This window comes from Fusobacterium sp. IOR10 (assembly GCF_010367435.1).
GTDB lineage: Bacteria > Fusobacteriota > Fusobacteriia > Fusobacteriales > Fusobacteriaceae > Fusobacterium_B.
The window spans coordinates 11,840-28,812 of sequence record NZ_WJWY01000018.1 but is presented as its reverse complement, the minus strand read 5'-3'; the positions used below and the strand labels follow the sequence as shown (position 1 = coordinate 28,812).

18 protein-coding genes and 1 riboswitch are annotated in these 16,973 nt (G+C 28.4%); of the genes, 6 read left to right on the top strand and 12 right to left on the bottom strand.

Annotated elements, in window-relative coordinates:
* Positions 1–4 precede the first annotated feature (4 nt).
* The 6 genes from GIL12_RS06415 (at position 5) to thiE (ending at position 4,998) form a co-directional block, all read left to right on the top strand.
* Positions 5–1,369 carry an OmpP1/FadL family transporter gene (locus GIL12_RS06415; protein ID WP_163469673.1) on the top strand — a complete coding sequence of 455 codons (1,365 nt, stop codon included), beginning with the start codon at positions 5–7 and terminating at the stop codon, positions 1,367–1,369.
* Positions 1,370–1,454: 85 nt separating this feature from the next.
* Positions 1,455–1,557: riboswitch (TPP riboswitch) on the top strand.
* 132 nt (positions 1,558–1,689) lie between these two features.
* Positions 1,690–1,902 (top strand): sulfur carrier protein ThiS, encoded by a 213-nt coding sequence (gene thiS, locus GIL12_RS06410; protein ID WP_163469672.1) that lies wholly within the window; start codon positions 1,690–1,692, stop codon positions 1,900–1,902.
* Between the two features lie 55 nt (positions 1,903–1,957).
* A complete protein-coding gene (locus tag GIL12_RS06405) occupies positions 1,958–2,734 on the top strand; it encodes a thiazole synthase (protein WP_163469671.1) in 777 nt (258 codons plus the stop codon).
* The gene (thiH, locus tag GIL12_RS06400) at positions 2,734–3,840 is read left to right on the top strand and encodes a 2-iminoacetate synthase ThiH (protein WP_163469670.1); all 1,107 of its coding nucleotides are present in this window, start codon (positions 2,734–2,736) and stop codon (positions 3,838–3,840) included. The genes GIL12_RS06405 and thiH overlap by 1 nt, the downstream gene beginning before the upstream one ends.
* A complete protein-coding gene (gene thiF / locus GIL12_RS06395) occupies positions 3,837–4,379 on the top strand; it encodes a sulfur carrier protein ThiS adenylyltransferase ThiF (RefSeq protein WP_163469669.1) in 543 nt (180 codons plus the stop codon). The genes thiH and thiF overlap by 4 nt, the downstream gene beginning before the upstream one ends.
* The gene (thiE, locus tag GIL12_RS06390; RefSeq protein ID WP_163469668.1) at positions 4,369–4,998 is read left to right on the top strand and encodes a thiamine phosphate synthase; all 630 of its coding nucleotides are present in this window, start codon (positions 4,369–4,371) and stop codon (positions 4,996–4,998) included. The genes thiF and thiE overlap by 11 nt, the downstream gene beginning before the upstream one ends.
* A gap of 46 nt (positions 4,999–5,044) precedes the next feature.
* On the opposite strand, the gene GIL12_RS06385 is transcribed toward thiE, so the two are convergent.
* The 12 genes from GIL12_RS06385 to mrdA are packed head-to-tail and all read right to left on the bottom strand — an operon-like array spanning position 5,045 to position 16,941.
* Positions 5,045–5,416, bottom strand: coding sequence for a hypothetical protein (locus GIL12_RS06385; RefSeq protein WP_163469667.1), 372 nt, complete (start codon positions 5,414–5,416; stop codon positions 5,045–5,047).
* Positions 5,417–5,441: 25 nt separating this feature from the next.
* Positions 5,442–6,227, bottom strand: coding sequence for an NAD+ synthase (locus GIL12_RS06380; RefSeq protein WP_370456701.1), 786 nt, complete (start codon positions 6,225–6,227; stop codon positions 5,442–5,444).
* Positions 6,228–6,236: 9 nt separating this feature from the next.
* The gene (gene ylqF, locus GIL12_RS06375) at positions 6,237–7,112 is read right to left on the bottom strand and encodes a ribosome biogenesis GTPase YlqF (RefSeq protein WP_163469666.1); all 876 of its coding nucleotides are present in this window, start codon (positions 7,110–7,112) and stop codon (positions 6,237–6,239) included.
* On the bottom strand, positions 7,112–7,834 hold the full coding sequence (rsmI, locus tag GIL12_RS06370) for a 16S rRNA (cytidine(1402)-2'-O)-methyltransferase (RefSeq protein ID WP_163469665.1): 723 nt from the start codon (positions 7,832–7,834) through the stop codon (positions 7,112–7,114). Before rsmI ends, ylqF begins: the two co-directional genes overlap by 1 nt.
* Positions 7,835–7,855: 21 nt before the next feature.
* Positions 7,856–9,130, bottom strand: coding sequence for a S41 family peptidase (locus GIL12_RS06365; protein ID WP_163469664.1), 1,275 nt, complete (start codon positions 9,128–9,130; stop codon positions 7,856–7,858).
* On the bottom strand, positions 9,127–9,936 hold the full coding sequence (locus tag GIL12_RS06360; RefSeq protein ID WP_163469663.1) for a TlyA family RNA methyltransferase: 810 nt from the start codon (positions 9,934–9,936) through the stop codon (positions 9,127–9,129). The genes GIL12_RS06365 and GIL12_RS06360 overlap by 4 nt, the downstream gene beginning before the upstream one ends.
* 22 nt (positions 9,937–9,958) lie before the next feature.
* Positions 9,959–10,783, bottom strand: a complete 825-nt coding sequence (locus tag GIL12_RS06355; protein ID WP_163469662.1) for an HD domain-containing protein — start codon at positions 10,781–10,783, stop codon at positions 9,959–9,961.
* Positions 10,770–12,572, bottom strand: a complete 1,803-nt coding sequence (gene dxs, locus GIL12_RS06350) for a 1-deoxy-D-xylulose-5-phosphate synthase (protein WP_163469661.1) — start codon at positions 12,570–12,572, stop codon at positions 10,770–10,772. The genes GIL12_RS06355 and dxs overlap by 14 nt, the downstream gene beginning before the upstream one ends.
* A 17-nt stretch (positions 12,573–12,589) precedes the next feature.
* Positions 12,590–13,054 (bottom strand): divergent PAP2 family protein, encoded by a 465-nt coding sequence (locus tag GIL12_RS06345; RefSeq protein WP_163469660.1) that lies wholly within the window; start codon positions 13,052–13,054, stop codon positions 12,590–12,592.
* A 21-nt stretch (positions 13,055–13,075) separates the two neighbouring features.
* Positions 13,076–13,378: a ribosome assembly RNA-binding protein YhbY gene (yhbY, locus tag GIL12_RS06340; RefSeq protein ID WP_163469659.1), complete on the bottom strand. Its 303-nt coding sequence runs from the start codon at positions 13,376–13,378 to the stop codon at positions 13,076–13,078.
* A gap of 34 nt (positions 13,379–13,412) precedes the next feature.
* Complete coding sequence (locus GIL12_RS06335) at positions 13,413–15,143, bottom strand: ribonuclease J (RefSeq protein WP_163469658.1); 1,731 nt, start codon at positions 15,141–15,143, stop codon at positions 13,413–13,415.
* Complete coding sequence (gene mrdA, locus GIL12_RS06330) at positions 15,130–16,941, bottom strand: penicillin-binding protein 2 (protein WP_163469657.1); 1,812 nt, start codon at positions 16,939–16,941, stop codon at positions 15,130–15,132. The genes GIL12_RS06335 and mrdA overlap by 14 nt, the downstream gene beginning before the upstream one ends.
* Positions 16,942–16,973 lie beyond the last annotated feature (32 nt).

Genomic DNA, 16,973 nt, shown 5'->3' with positions numbered 1-16,973 from the left:
TATTATGAAAAAATCACTTATACTTTTGTCAATACTGGCATCTGCTACTGCTTATGCTGGAAGTATTGACTACCTTGCAGAACAAGACGCTGAGTATTTCGCGCATCCTTCTATGATTGGTAAAATTGGAACTTCAGCTGCTTTTTATAATCCAGCTGGTACTGTATTTATGGAAGACGGAACTTATTTTAAGATTAATTCACAAACAGTATTTAAAAATTACAAAATGGAAACTAATTATCCAACTATTGCAAATGGAGGTACCCACGAAAGTGATCACCCTTCTGCTTTGGTTCCTTCTGTTCAGTATGTATCTAAGAAAGGGGATAGATCTTACTTCATCCATTCAGGAGTTGCAGCTGGTGGAGGAGCATTAAAATATGAGGGAGGTCTTACTGCATTTGAAGTACTTGGAGAGGCAGTTCAAATCTCTGCCGCTAAAGGAATTGGTTATTTTAAAGATGATGCTCATCCTAGTGCTGCTATAACTTATTTGGACAGTCCTGAAACTGTTGGATCTTCATACTATATTAACACAAATTTTGGTATAGCTCAGAAGTTGACTCCTAAATTCAGTGTTGGAGGAGCTATTAGATTTATTTATGCCACAAGAAATTTAGATTGTACTGCTAACTACAACTTTGCATTAGATGGGAATTCTTCAGATACTCAAAATCTTCAAGTTCAGCTTGATGCTGAAAGAACAGCCTATGGAGTTGGGGGAGTTCTTGGATTTGACTATAAGGCAACTGATAAATTAAATATTGGGTTTAAATATGAATCTGAAGTGGAACTATATTTTAAATCTGAAAAAGGAAGAGATGGATTAACAGCTACTTTAGATCCTGTTGATGAAGGTAACTCTGCTAAAATCGTAGGAACTTTATTAAGCCAAAAAGTAATTAGTGAATGGACTGATAAGGAAAGAAGAAATTTACCAGCTACTATGTCTCTTGGGCTGTCATATGAGTTAAATGATAAAATTACTTTACTTACAAGTGGAAATTATTATTTTATAAAAGAAGCTAACAGAGATGGAGCTTATGATAATTATGATAATGGATATGAAATTTCTTTTGGAATAGATTATAAATTAAATGAAAAAGTTGTTTTAATGGCAGGGTACCAATACACAGATACTGGAGCTAATGAAGACACTTACAAGGATACTGATTTTGCCCTTGATGCTAACTTATATGGAGTTGGTATTCAATATTCCCCTGTGGAAAATAGAACCTACACATTAACATATTCTTATGTTGATTATAAAACTGACCAAGCTAGTACAGATTATTCAAACAGTGGTACTGGAACTATTTTCAGTAAAACTGTACAAGCTGTTGCTATATCTGCTGAGTTTAAATTCTAGTTTTTTATTAAAACTTTAATTCTTACACTTGACAGAAAAATTATATAGATGTATAATCACAACGTATTAAACAAATAAATATAAAATAACTTACTAGGGGAGCCTTAACAGGCTGAGAGGAGATCTAATCTCGACTCTTATTACTTGAACCAGATAATGCTGGCGAAGGGAAGTAAATAAATTAACCTTTTTTAGGAGAACTTTTTTAAACTCCAAAACAATTATTAAGTTATATTAATGGTTAATTTTTTACAGATAATAAAAAAAGCTCTAACTAATAAGTTAGAGCTTTTTTTATTAAATTTTTTAAGGAGGAAACTGTGAATATTATACTTAATGGATCTAATGAAATATTAGAAAAAGAAATTTTTGCTGATAATTTTATAAAAAAAATCTCAAAAGAAAAAAATATAAATTTATCTGGAGCTGTAATTCTAATTAATGACCTTATTATAAAAAAAGAAAATTGGCATAAAACTATAATAAAAGAAAATGATAATATTGAAGTTTTATCTTTCGTTTCTGGAGGATAATAATAAATTATTTTAATATATTGAAAAATAAAACTATATACTTAAGGAGATTAAAATGGATAATTTAATTTTAAAAGGACATGAGTTTCAAAGTAGGCTTTTAACTGGAACAGGTAAGTTTGCTGATAAAAATACTATTGCTCCAATGCTAAATGCAAGTGAATCTAATATTATTACTATGGCTCTTAGAAGAGTTAATTTTTCTGATCCAAAGGAAAATATATTGAACTATATTCCAAAAGAAGTAACATTACTTCCAAATACTTCTGGAGCCAGAAATGCTGAAGAAGCTATTAAAATAGCTAGAATAGCTAGGGAAGCTGGATGTGGAGACTTTATAAAAATAGAAATAATTAATGACATGAAGTACTTAATGCCTGATAATGAAGAAACTATTAAAGCAACTAAAGTATTAGCTAAAGAAGGATTTATTGTTCTTCCTTACATTGTTCCTGATTTAATAGCTGCAAAAAAACTAGAAGAAGCTGGGGCTGCTGCTGTTATGCCTTTAGGTTCTCCAATAGGTTCCAATAGAGGACTATTAACTAAGCCATTACTAGAAATGATTAATGAAAACAAAAAAATACCAGTTATTATTGATGCTGGAATAGGTGCTCCTTCCCAAGCTGCTGAAGCTATGGAGATGGGTGTTGACGCTGTTTTAGTAAATACTGCCATATCAACTGCTGAGGATCCTGTTAAAATGGGAGAGGCCTTTGCTATGGCTGTTAAGGCTGGAAGAATGGCTTATCTTGCTAAACTTGCTAAAACTTCTAAATTTGCAAATGCTTCCTCTCCTTTAACAGATTTCTTATTTAGAGGTGATAAATAATGGGATTTTATTCTGTTTTAGAAAAATGGCAAAATTTTGATTTTGAAAATTATTTTTCCAATGTAACTGATGAGAATGTTATTGAAAGTATTCACAAAGATAATTTAGATGAATTTGATCTTCTTAATCTTTTATCTCCAATTGCTAAAAATCATCTTGAAAAAATGGCTGTTAAGGCTAATCTAATAAAACAACAATATTTTGGAAATGTAATATCTTTATATATACCTATTTATATTTCTAATTTTTGTACTAATAATTGTGCTTATTGTGGTTTTTCTAAAAAAAATCATATAATTAGAAAACATCAAAACATTGAACAAATAGAAGAAGAAGCTAAAGAAATAGCTAAAACTGGTATTGATCATATACTTCTATTAACTGGAGAAGCTAAAGAAATTGATACAATGGATTATTTAAAAGATGCTATTAGGGTTTTAAAAAAATACTTTGACTCTGTTTCTATAGAGGTTATGCCACTTGAAGAAGAAGAGTACAAAGAATTGAAAGAAATCGGACTTGATGGATTAACAGTGTATCAAGAAACTTATAATGAAGAAATTTATGATCAAGTTCATATAAGTGGAAAGAAAAAAGATTATCATTTTCGTTTAGATACTCCAGAAAGAGGTGCTAAAGCTGGACTTAGAACTGTTGGAATGGGCCCATTATTTGGTCTTAGTGAAATAAAAAAAGAAGCCTTCTTAGCTGGGCTACATTTAAAATATTTAACTGATAAATATATAAATACTGCTTTTTCTATTTCTCTACCTAGAATAAATCCTGCTGAAGGAGGATTTCAGCCAAGTTATCCCCTTGATGATGTTACATTTGTACAATTTTTAATGGCATTTAGATTATTCCAAGTAAAAGCTGATATTAATATTTCCACTAGAGAAGTTGCTGACTTTAGAGATCATCTTATGAACCTTGGTATAACTAAACTTTCTGCTGGTTCTAAAACTGATGTTGGAGGGTATACTGAAAAGGATAAATCTACCTGCCAATTTGAAATAAGTGATACTCGTTCTGCAGAGGAAACTATTGAAGCTATTAAAAATTATGGATATCAACCTATTTATAAAGATTGGCAACAAATATTATGATTATAGGAATAGCTGGCTGTGGAGGAATTGGATCTAATGTGGCATCTCATTTAGTTAGAAGTGGTGTGACTTACCTTAAATTTGGAGATTTTGATAGAATTGAATCTTCTAATTTAAATCGTCAATTTTTCTTTGAAAATCAAATTGGACTTTTTAAAAGTGAAACATTAGCTAAAAACTTAAAATCTATAAATTCTAAAGGAAATTTTGATTTTAAAGTTATTAAATTTGATAGAAACAATATTAAAACATTTTTTAATGATTGTGATATTATTGTTGAGGCTTTTGATAAAAAAGAATATAAAGTAATGTTAATGGAAGAATTATTTCCACTAAACAAAATTATTATTTCAGCATCTGGAATAGGTGATTTCCACACTGAAAATATTAAAAGAAAAGAGATTGGAAAAAATCTTTTTATAGTTGGAGATTTTAAAACAGATGTAGATAATCATAAAACTTATTCTCATAAAGTTAGTGTAGTGGCTTCTATTATGGCAGAAATAGTTCTAGAAAAAGGAGGATATTATGAGAAATAGAATTCCCATACCTGAGGGTATTTACGGAATTACAGGGGATAACTTTTCCAATGGTAAATCTAATTTAGAATGTGTTGAAGAAATGATTAAAGGTGGAATTAAAATTATTCAATACCGGGATAAAAATAAATCTATAAATGAAAAGTTAAAAGAAGCTTTGGAAATAAAAAAAATTTGTAAGGAAAATAATGTTTTATTTATTGTAAATGATCATATTGATATAGCTCTTCTTGTTGATGCTGATGGTGTTCATGTTGGTCAAGAGGATCTTGACCCTAAATATGTTAGGCAACTTATTGGAGATGATAAAATAATTGGACTTTCCACTCATTCTCCTGAACAAGGTAGAAAAGCTAATTTAAATCCCTATATAGACTATATTGGAGTTGGTCCTATTTTCCCTACAACTACTAAAGAAACTGCCCCTGTGGGATTAGAATATTTGGATTTTGTAGTTAACAATCTAGATATTCCTTATACTGCCATTGGAGGAATTAAAGAACATAATATTAATATAATTAAAAATCATGGAGCTAAAAGAATTTGTCTTGTTAGTGAAATAGTTGGTGCTAATAGTATTTCTAGTAAAGTTGGTGAGCTTTACAGACTATTAAAATAAATATTTTGTTTTGCCTTTTGTAATATTTCAACAAAAAAAATGGAGATTAATCTCCATTTTTTAATTCTTCTATTGATTTTTCAATTCTTTTTATCCTACCACTTATTTCATTTATCCTTATTTCTATTGTACTTAATATCCAGTATTGAAAATGATTTGCTCTGCTCATTTCATAAAGAAGCCATATAATTTTAACTATACCTATCATCATAGCACAGTACATAGTAACATTTAAAGGTATCTTTCTTAAAACTCCCCCTGCAAATAGTAAAGCTGCTATCATTCCAATTAATAACATATTTACTCTTTTATTTTGAATATTATCTTTTCCACCTATTTTTCCAACTATTTCTTTTACTCTATCTTTTTCTTTTTTAAATTCTTCTAATTCTTCTAAAAGTTTTTCTTGATTATCCATAGAGTACCTCCGTTTAAAATTAAATTTACAACTTTGCTATAGCAGGCATACTACTTTTATAAGCATTTCTTTTTATTCTATTAAATATAGTATCTAATAAAGTTTTACTATATCCCATATCTTCTAATTCTTCCTTTGTTTTTCTTTCAATAGAAATTTGAAATAAGATTTCATCAGCTAAATCATAAGTAAAGCCTAACTCTTCTTCATCAGTTTGACCTTCCCATAAATCTGCACTTGGTTTTTTTTCTATAAGTTCTTTTGGAACCCCTAATCTTTTAGCCAATTCAAAAACTTGAGCTTTAAATAATTCTCCTATAGGATTTATTCCACATGCTGTATCTCCATATTGAGTCCCATATCCTAATAAAATTTCAGTTTTATTTGATGTCCCTATAACTAATGCATCTTCTTTAGATGAATTATCAAATAATACTGCCATTCTAGTTCTTGCCATCATATTTCCTTTTCTCAAACTAGTTGCTCCTTTTTCTGTTTCAAAATAAGCATCTACCATTGGAGTTATTTCTATTTTTTTAGTCTTTACCCCTAGTTTTTCTACAACTAATTTTCCATGGGCTAAACTTTCTGGACTTGATGTTTTATATGGCATCATTAATGTGGAAACATTTTCTTTACCTAAAGCCTTTGTAGCTATAAATGCAACTAATGCAGAGTCTATACCTCCAGAAAGACCTAAAATAACTTTTTTAAAACCTCTATTTGTAACTTCATCCCTTACAAATTTAACTACTTTTTCTTCAATTTCATCCATTGGATTTATCATTTTTTCAAGTATTTCTCTTTTCATCTTTCCTCCTTAAAGTATAAAATCTCTGTCTAAACCAAATCTTCCTAATTTTCCACTTCTATAATCTCTTAGTAAAGTATGAGTTGCTTGGTGTATATTTAATTTATCACCCTTTTGAAGCATTTTCATTCTTAGGGCAATTTTTTCTATTACATTTCCTGGAACACCCTCAAAATCCTCATCTAAAAGTTTATATTTTTTCTTTAAATTATCTTCTAGTCCATAAGATATCATTTTTCCAATAAAAATGCAAGCAACATCTTCAACAGGTAAAATTTCATCCTTTATAGCTCCTGAAATAGCTAAATTATATCCAACTCTATCATCTTCAAATTTAGGCCATAAAATACCTGGAGTATCTAATAATTCTAACCCTTCTTTGATTCTTATCCATTGTTTACCCTTTGTATATCCAGGCTTATTTCCAACACCTGCAGTATTTTTCCCAACAATTTTATTTATTAATTTAGATTTCCCAACATTTGGAATTCCACACACCATTAATCTTGTATTTACTTTTCTAAGACCTTTTTTCATAAGTCTCTCTCTTTTTTCAGAAGCTACCTTATCTATAATAGTAAATAATTTTTTCATATTAAAACCTGTTTCAGCACTTAATTCCAATACTTCATCAGCATCATTATTTTCTAAAAAGTATTTTTTCCAAATAGCTAATTCTTTTTTATCAACTAAATCAGATTTATTTATTACTATTATTCTTTTTTTATTTTTAGAAAAAATCTTAATATCTGGATTTCTACTTGAAATAGGTATTCTTGCATCTACTACCTCTAAAACTATATCTATTAGTGGCATATTTTCCTTCATCATATCCTTGGTTTTTTTCATATGACCTGGATACCAGTTAATCTTTGTCATTGCCATTAATATTCACCCTCTTCTTTCATATTTACGTATTTATTAACTCTTTCTTTCACAGGTTCTTGTTCGTTTCCTCTTATTATTACAACAAACTCACCTTTTAAAGTTCTATCCTTTAAAGATTCCATCAATTCTTGAGCTGTTCCCCTTATTATTTCTTCATAAATTTTAGTTATTTCCCTGATTAATACAATATTTTTATTACCAATATAACTATCTATATCCTTTAGAGTTTTCATAACTCTATGGGGAGATTCAAAAAACATTATAGTTCTTTTCTCATTGGCTAAAGATTTTAGTAATGTTTGTCTTCCCTTTTTTTTAGGAAGAAAACCTTCAAAAAGGAATCTTCTCATAGAAACCCCTGCTACAGATGCTGCTGCAGTCATTGCACTAACTCCTGGAATAGGCGTTACTTTAATTCCTTCCTTTAAAGCCTCATCAACAACCTCATATCCTGGATCTGAAATACAAGGAGTACCTGCATCTGTTACTAAAGCAACAGTTTTACCATCTTTTAATAAATTAACAATATTTTCCACTTGATGTTGTTTTGTATGTTCATCGTATCTATATAAAGTATTTGAAATTTCAAGATGATTTAAAAGTTTTTTTGTCACCCTTGTATCCTCTGCAAAAATATAATCTGCTTCTTTTAAAACTCTTATTGCTCTTAAAGTTATATCTTCTAAGTTTCCAATTGGAGTTGCTACTATATAAAGCATAATTCCACCTTTCTTTTATTTTTATTTCTTATTTTTATAATCCTTTACCATTTTCAACATTTGTTTTTCTGCTGCTTTTAATTGCTTATCTTCCCTTGATATTAAGTCCTTAGCTTCTTTTTCACCAACAGAATTTTTTAATAATTTTTCTTTACTTTTTTCTTGAGATTTTTCATTTATGTTAGTTATTAATCCATCATAGAATAGATAATCATCCTTTTCCTCAACTTTAATATCTGGTTCTATTCCTATTCCATTTATGTTTTCTCCATTAGGTGTATAGTATTTTGCTATAGTTAATTTAATACCATCTCCATCTGGTAAAGGCATTAAAACTTGAACACTTCCCTTTCCATAACTTTTTTCTCCTAGTAATAGCCCTCTTTTATAGTCTCTAACAGCACCTGAAACTATTTCAGAAGCTGAAGCACTTCCTTCATTTATTAATATTATTAATGGGAAATCTCCATAATATTTTCCTTCTCTTTCTGAAAACATCTCTTTACCTTTTTTAGGTCTTTCACTTACAATTACTCCCTCTTTAATAAACATGGAACCTATTTTTATAGCTTGATCTATTTTCCCACCAGGATTATTTCTTAGATCAAATATCAATCCTTCCATTCCTGATTCTTGAAGTTTTTCCAAGCTTTTAGCAACTTGCAAATCCACGTCTGTTCCAAATTGAGTTAATTTTATATAACCTATCTTATTATCTAGCATTTTACTTTTTACATTTTCTAATTTTATATTTGCTCTTTTTAAAATAACTTCTTTTTCTTTTTTTTCTTTTTCCCTATAAATCATAAGTTTTACGCTAGTTCCAACTTTACCTTTTAATTTTTTAGAAGCATCTTCTAATTCCATATTATAAGTGCTTTCTCCATCTATTTTCATTATTTTATCATTAGGTCTTATTCCAGCTTTAAATGCTGGAGTCCCTTCTATTAACAATTCTACAGTTACTGGTTCATTTGAATACTTTCTAATAATCATTCCTACCCCAGTATATTCTCCATTTATTTGGTTTTCCAAATCTTCCATTCCATCCTTTGAAAAATAATTAGAATGTGCATCTTCTAAGGATTCTATCATTCCCCTTAAGGCTCCTTGCATAAGAATTTCTTTATCTATTTCTTTATCTCCAACAAAATTTTCCTGAACAATATCCATAATATCTGATATTTCTTTTAATTGTTTAATATTACTCATAAATCCAGTTTTTTCTTTTGCAGATATATTAACTGTTAATAGAGTCATAAATAACACTATTACTAGCTTTTTAAATTTCTTCATAAAGCTCCCCCTAAATTTTCACAAGAATTAACAATTTCTTCAATATTTATATTGGCCTCTTTTTTTAAAACTCCAAATATTGAAATGTACTCAGAATTTCCCTTACCACCTTTTATAGGAGAATAGTCTAAACTTTCTAAATACAATCCATTTTTTTTTGCCTCTTTAATTACTCTTTCTATGGCAAAAATCTGATAGTCTTTTTCTCTAACTATACCACCTTTAGATAGCATGGATTTTTCAACTTCAAACTGAGGTTTGATTAAAGCCATTAATTTAGTTTCAGATGAAAAAAATGTTTTTAAATGTTCAAATATATTTGTTATTGAAATAAAAGAAACATCCATAACTATATAGTCTGTTTTTAAATTATCAATATCTTCTAATTTTAAATCTCTTATATGGGTATTTTCCAATGAAGTCACTCTTTTATCAGATCTTAGTTTCCAATCTAATTGATTAGTTCCAACATCAACTGCATAAACATGTTTAGCTCCATTCAAAAGAGCGCAATGAGTAAATCCTCCTGTTGATGCCCCAACATCTAAAATTACCTTATCTTGAAAATTTAAATTAAAAACCTTTAAAGCTTTTTCTAACTTTAAACCTCCCCTACTAACATAAGGAAATTTTTTACCTTTTATTCTAATATTTAACTCATCATCAGATATTTTTATCATTGTTCCTGCTTTATCTATTTTCATTTCATTGACTATTACCTGACCTGCCATTATAAATCTCTTTGCTATATTTAAATTCTCACAAAATCCATTTTTTACTAAAAGAACGTCTAATCTCTCTTTCATTTACTTCTCCCGTCTTCTTAAATTAATCCTCAAACACATCTTCATCTCTCAGATACTTTAAAGCTTCATTTTTTAAAATCAATGTTTTAAATCCCTTTGTTTCAACAGATGAAATTAATTCAGAAGTTTCTTTAACTCGTTTTGTAAAAAATTCATCTCCTATTGGAACTTTTTTTAACTTTTTATAATAATTTAATAAATGTTTTGTATTTTTGCAGTTAGTTTCTATCTTAGCTCTTTTTAATCTATCTTTAACTACTCCTAAAGTACAACTAATTTTATGGCTAACTTCCACCATATTATAACCTTTTGTTAATAATTCTAAAATTTCATTAGCTGAAATTGGGTTTATTCTATGATATTTAGCTGAATACATATCTGCCCTGTGAACTATTTTAGCTTCCTTTGTACTTGGATATATTTTTCCCCATTTCCCGTGATGGGAAACAACTATATGAGTTATTTGTTTTTTTATTTTATCTTTTAATATAAAATTTGTTTTCTCTTCTACTTCTTTTAAAATATTTTCAGATTCCTTAACTATATAGTCTGGCTTTTTTAACATCATTTGTGAATGAGAAAAAATTTCTGATTTTGCTCTTATACTTCCCTTACTTAAATCATGAATAATAACTCCTATAATTATTGAAAATAAATCTATTTCTTTTAATGAATTATCTATAGTCCCATACTGTTTTTTTATTTCATCTATTGAAATTTTCAATACATCGTAAGTATGAGCAGCAACTTTAACTCCCTGGTCTTCATATTTTTCTAATTCATTAACTTCCCTAGTATTTATAAGAATTTTTATAAATTTAAATACTTTTTGGTTAATTTGATTCATTAATCTTCCCTTCTATATTTTTAACTAAATTTTTCCCTCTTAATTCACACAATTCTAAAAGTTCCCCTCTTTTTCCATGGGGTATTTTACCACAAACTACTCCTATTTTATGAATTTTTTTATTAATATTATTTTCATTTAAAAAATCTAATATTTCAGTACCAAATCCATTTTTTATATATCCCTCTTCTAAAACAAAAATATGCTCGTACTTGTTAAATTCTTCTTTTATATATTCCTCATCAAATGGTTTTATTGAACCTGCACTAACTATTGTTCCATTAATTTTTTTTGAAATCAATTCATTTTCAACCATTAACAATTCTTCTAACATATTTCCAGTTGCTATATATAAATATTTATCCCCTTTAACAACTTCATTCCATTTTCCAATTTGAAATTTAAAGTCATATTCTTTATCACAAATCAATCCTTTATTGTATCTTATTGCAATTGGATTCTGAACATCTAGGCTAAATTTTATCATTTCCCTCATTTCTTTTTTTGTTGTGGGAGATAGTATTATAAAATTAGGAATACTTAATAAAAATGAAATGTCATACAATCCGTGATGAGTCTTTCCATCTTGTCCTACTATTCCACCTCTATCAATACATAGCCTTATTGGTAAATTTTGTAAGGATACATCATGAATTAGTTGGCCTATACCTCTTTGTAAAAAAGTTGAATAAATTGCAAAATAGGGCTTTTTACCACATTTTGCTAAACCAGCTGCAAATGTGATCCCATGCCCTTCTGCTATTCCTATATCAAAACTTCTTTTAGGATATTTCTCAAAAAAATTCTTCAACCCTGTTCCACTTACCATTCCTGCTGAAATCCCAATAATATCTTCATCTTTTTCTGCATATTTTGATAATTCTTCACCTAAAATTTTTGATGTAGTTAATTCTTCAACATTTCCATTAGAATTATAAGGACTTATTCCATGAAATTTTTCTTTATTCTCCTCAGCTGGTAAATATCCTTTTCCTTTTTTTGTTTTAACATGTATAAAAATAGGTCCTTCCATATCCTTTGCCTCTTGAAATATAGATATTAATTGTCCCATATTATGACCATCTACAACTCCAAAATACTTAAAACCTATATTTTCAGGAATATTTCCAGGTAAAAATATATTTTTCATTTTATGTTCAGTTTTCCCTAATATATCATAAACTTTTTTCCGTACATTTCCTTTATTTGTAATGTTCTTAACATCTTTTCTTAAAGTTAAATAAGTTTTGCTTAAAATCATTTTGCTAAAAAATTTAGAAAGACAACCTACACTTTTTCCAATTGACATGTCATTATCATTTAAAATAACTATCATATTTTTTAAATTTATCATATTATTTAATGCTTCTAATGAATGCCCATTTGCAATTGAAGCGTCTCCAACTATAACTATTACTTTATCCTTTGGATTAGCTACTGCTATGCCACACGCTGCAGATAAGGCGCTTCCTGCATGACCACTTATAAAATTATCATAGCTACTTTCCTCAGGATCTAAAAATGGTCCTATTCCATTTAATTTTCTTAGGGTATCAAAATTTTTATCTCTGTCAGTTAATAATTTATAAACATAGGACTGATGTCCTACATCAAATAAAACTTTGTTTTTTTTAAAATCAAATACCTTATCTAAAGCTACTGTTAATTCCACTACACCTAAATTAGAGGCCAAATGGCCCCCGTTAGTTAAAACAACATCTATTATTTTTTTTCTCAGTTCTTCACATAAACTATTTAATTCATTTATTTTAAAATTTTCTATATTCATAAATCCACCTTAATTTTCTATGGAATTAAATAACTTTTAAATAATAATGCTACACATACTCCTAATATCATTCCTACAAATACTTCAATTGGTGTATGACCTAAAAGTTCCTTTAATTTTTCATCATTAAATTTTTCACCTATTCTAAAGCTAAGTCCGTCAACCATTTTATTAACAACTTTAGCTTGTTTCCCAGCAGCTCTTCTTATTCCTGCTGCATCATACATAGTTATTCCTGCAAATATTAGGGTTATTGAAAACAGTGGACCCCTTGTACCATAAACCATTCCTATACAAGTTGCTAAACAAGAAACTGTTGAAGAATGCGAGCTTGGCATTCCTCCAGTTTCATAAAATCTTTTAAAATTAAAATCCTTATCAATAAAAATGGTTGTAATCACCTTATAAAATTGAGCGATAAACCAAGCTATAAATGTCACATCTAATATTTTATTTCCAAAAATAATTCCATATTCATCCATATTATAACCTCTTATTTATTTTTATTTTATTCTTGATACCTCTTCTGAAATTTTAGGATTTTCTTTGTTTGCTTTATAAAGTATTATTGTTCTACCTATAATCCCTACAACTTCACATTTTGTCTTTCCAGCCAATGTTTCAGCTAATTCTCTTTTATTCATTTCTACACTTTGAAGCATTTTCACTTTTATTAATTCTCTTGATTCTATTGCATCTAAAATACTTTGTCCTAAATTATCTGTATATCCATCTTTCCCTATTCTAACTAAAGCTCCTAATTCATGAGCTCTTTTTCTTAAAAATTCTCTTTGTCTAGTATTCATTTTTTCTCCTCTTTATTTTAATCTTTTTTATTTTCTAAACTTCCATTATTATTGGTAAAATAACTGGATTTCTCTTTGTTTTATTATAAACATATTTACTAACAGCTTCTTTTGTTAAATTCTTGATTGGTTGCCAATCCTTTATCTTTGTTTTTTCTATTTTTTCCAATTTCTTGTTAATGTGTTCTATAGTTCCATTTATTATTTCTTCTGAATCTTTGGAATATGTAAAACCTCTAGTTACAATTTCTGGACCAGACATTATTTTTCCTGTCTTCTTATCAAAAGTAAATACAACAATTATTACTCCATCTTGAGAAAGTTGTTGTCTATCTCTAAGAACTGTTTGTCCTATATCTCCAACTCCTAATCCATCAATGAATGTTGCTCCTGCACTTACTTTTCCCTTTAATTTTACATAGCTTTTTGTTACTTCTACCTTACTACCATTTAAAGCTAAAACTGTATCTGTTTTCTTTATTCCTGTTCTTATAGCTGTCTCTATATGTGCTTTTAACATTTTATATTCACCATGAACTGGCATAAAATGTTTAGGATTAACTAAATTAAACATAAGTTCTTGTTCAAGTCTACTTCCATGTCCAGAGACATGTATTCCTGCTACTTTTTTAAATATTACTTCTGCATCATATTTCAATAAATTATTAATATTTTTAGAAACAGCTTTTTCATTTCCAGGAATTGGAGTAGCTGAAATTATTACAGTATCCCCTTCTTTTACCTTTGTATTTTTATGAATATTTGAAGCTATTCTAGACAAAGAAGCCCTAGGTTCTCCTTGAGTTCCTGTACAAAGTATTACAACTTTATTATCCTTTTGTTTATCCACATCTGATAAAGATATCATTGTATCTTTTTTCATTTTTAAATATCCTAGTTTAGAAGCTACATCAAATGTTCTTATTAAACTTCTTCCATCAATAGCTATCTTTCTACCATAAGCCTCTGATATTTCAATTATTTGTTGCAATCTGTGAATATGCGATGCAAATGCAGCTATAATTATTCTTCCCTTTGCCTTTGGAAATTCTATCTTAAAAGCTTCTCCAACTGTACTTTCAGAAGGTGTAAATCCTTCTGTTTCTGCATTTGTTGAATCAGATAATAATAAATCTAGTCCCTCTTCCCCTATCTCAGCAAATCTAGCTAAATCTGTTTTATTATTATCAACTGGAGTTAGATCTATTTTGAAATCCCCTGTAAATAAAACCTTTCCAGCTGGTGTTTTAACATAAATAGAATAAGAGTCTGCAATTGAATGAGTTATTCTTACAAACTCAACATCAAAATATTTTCCTACTTTTATTTTAGAACGACTTTTTACTTCTCTTAATTTAGGAATATTTTTTATTCTGTGACTTTCAAATTTACCCTCTATAAGAGCTAAAGTAAGTTTTCCTGAAAATATAGAAACATCTTTATCTATTTTTTGATATAAATAAGGAATAGCTCCTATATGATCTTCATGACCATGAGTTACAAATAATCCTTTGATTTTTGATTTGTTGTTCTCAACATAACTGAAATCTGGAATAACAACATCTATTCCCAATAATCCTTCCCCTGGAAATCCTATTCCACAATCTATAATGATTATTTCATCTCTGTACTGAACTAATGTCATATTTTTCCCAACTTCGTCCAATCCACCTAAAGGAATTATATACATTTTCTCTTCTTTATTTTTTACATTTTTTTTCTCTAAAACTTTTTCATTGATTTTTTCTTCTTTATTTTCTATCATTTTCTCCCTCTTTTTTTATTCCATGGTACAAAAATTGATATTCATCTATAAATTTTTTAGTTAAAGCTCCAGCTATTGATCCCCCACCACCTGCTCCTTGTAGTAAAACTGCAAATACAATTTCAGGATTTCCAACTGGAAAATAACCTGCTATCTCTGCATGAGTTTCTTTAAAATGCGTGTTTTGAGCAGAACCACTTTTTGCTGCTATTTTTAAATTTTTAGTTTTCAATCTTTTTCCTGTTCCATGCTTATCTTCAACTACTCCTATCATAGCATTTTCAATAACATCATAAAATCTTCTAGGATAATTAACTTCTAAAGATTTATGAGAAACTGTTTTTTCTTTAACAGAATCTTTTATTATATATTTTACTACTTTTGGAGTATAGGCATATCCTTTGTTTGCTAACACACAATATGCTCTTGCAATTTGAATTGGAGTAACTGTCACATATCCTTGTCCTATTGAATAGTTTATAGTATCTCCTGTATACCAACCTTGTTTAAATCTTTTCTTCTTCCATTCTGGGCTTGGAACAATCCCAGCTCTTTCTCCAGCAATATCTATCCCTGTCTTTTCACCTAAGCCAAAATTTTTAGCTGCTTTAGTTATAACCTTTGATCCATACTTATGTCCATATTTATAATAATAAGTATTTACTGACTCCACTATGGATTTTCTTAAATCAGTTGGACCGTGTCCACCTCTTTTCCAAGATTTCCATGACCATTCCCCAATTGAATAAATAGCGTTTCTACCTTCGTTTACTTCTTTTGGATCTAACCCAGAATTTAGAAATCCAAAGGCTTCTATAGGTTTAAAAACTGAACCTGGAGGATATTCCCCTGCAATTGATTTATTTGTTAATGGTTTTCTTTTATCATATAAAATTTTATTCCAAACATCTGAAGGAATACTTGAAGAAAATACATCCAAAGGATAAGTTGGATAACTTACCATTGTTAATATCTCTCCATTTTTAGGATTCATTGCTATAAAAGAACCTGTTAATTTGCTTTTTTTAAATTCATTTTCTATAAATGTTTGTAATCTCATATCTATAGTTAATTGGATATCTTCACCTTTTTCAGAAGGCTTTTTTTTGATTGTTTTTAATGCTCTTCCCCTGGCGTTAATTTCAAAATATTGATAACCTTTTTTTCCTTTTAGAATAGAATCATATTTTTTTTCCACGCCTTCTTTTCCTATAGTGTCTTTATCTGAATAACCTTTATCCTTTAAGTTTTCATATTCTTTATTAGATATCTTTTTTACATATCCAATTAAATGAGAAGAAGAGTTTGGATATAAATATTTTCTTTTATAATACATTTCAACTTCTAAATATGGATATTCATCTATTTTTTCAAAAATTTTATGAGCTACCTTTTCTTTTAAATCTTCTATCAACATATTTTGTCTAGTATACATTGATATTTCACCATATTTTATTCTTTTTTCTATATATTTTTCTGAATAACCTGTTAGTTCACTTATATTTTTTATAATTTCAGGAGTTGTTTTTCTTTCTTCAAGATAATTTAATCTGTAGCCAATTTTGCTCGTGGCTATAATATCTCCATTTACATCTAATATATTACCTCTTATAGCTGCATTTCTTATAAATCTTACTCTATTATTTGTTGACTTGTCCTTATATTCTTTTCCTTTGTATATTTGAAGATAACTTAACCTAATCAATAAAATTCCAAACAAAACTAGTATAAAAATTTTAGTTAATAAATATCTCTTAGATTTATCTATCCCTAATGCTTTAAATTTAGAATTTTTCATTTAATTACTCCTGCTATTTTTTTGTTATGAAT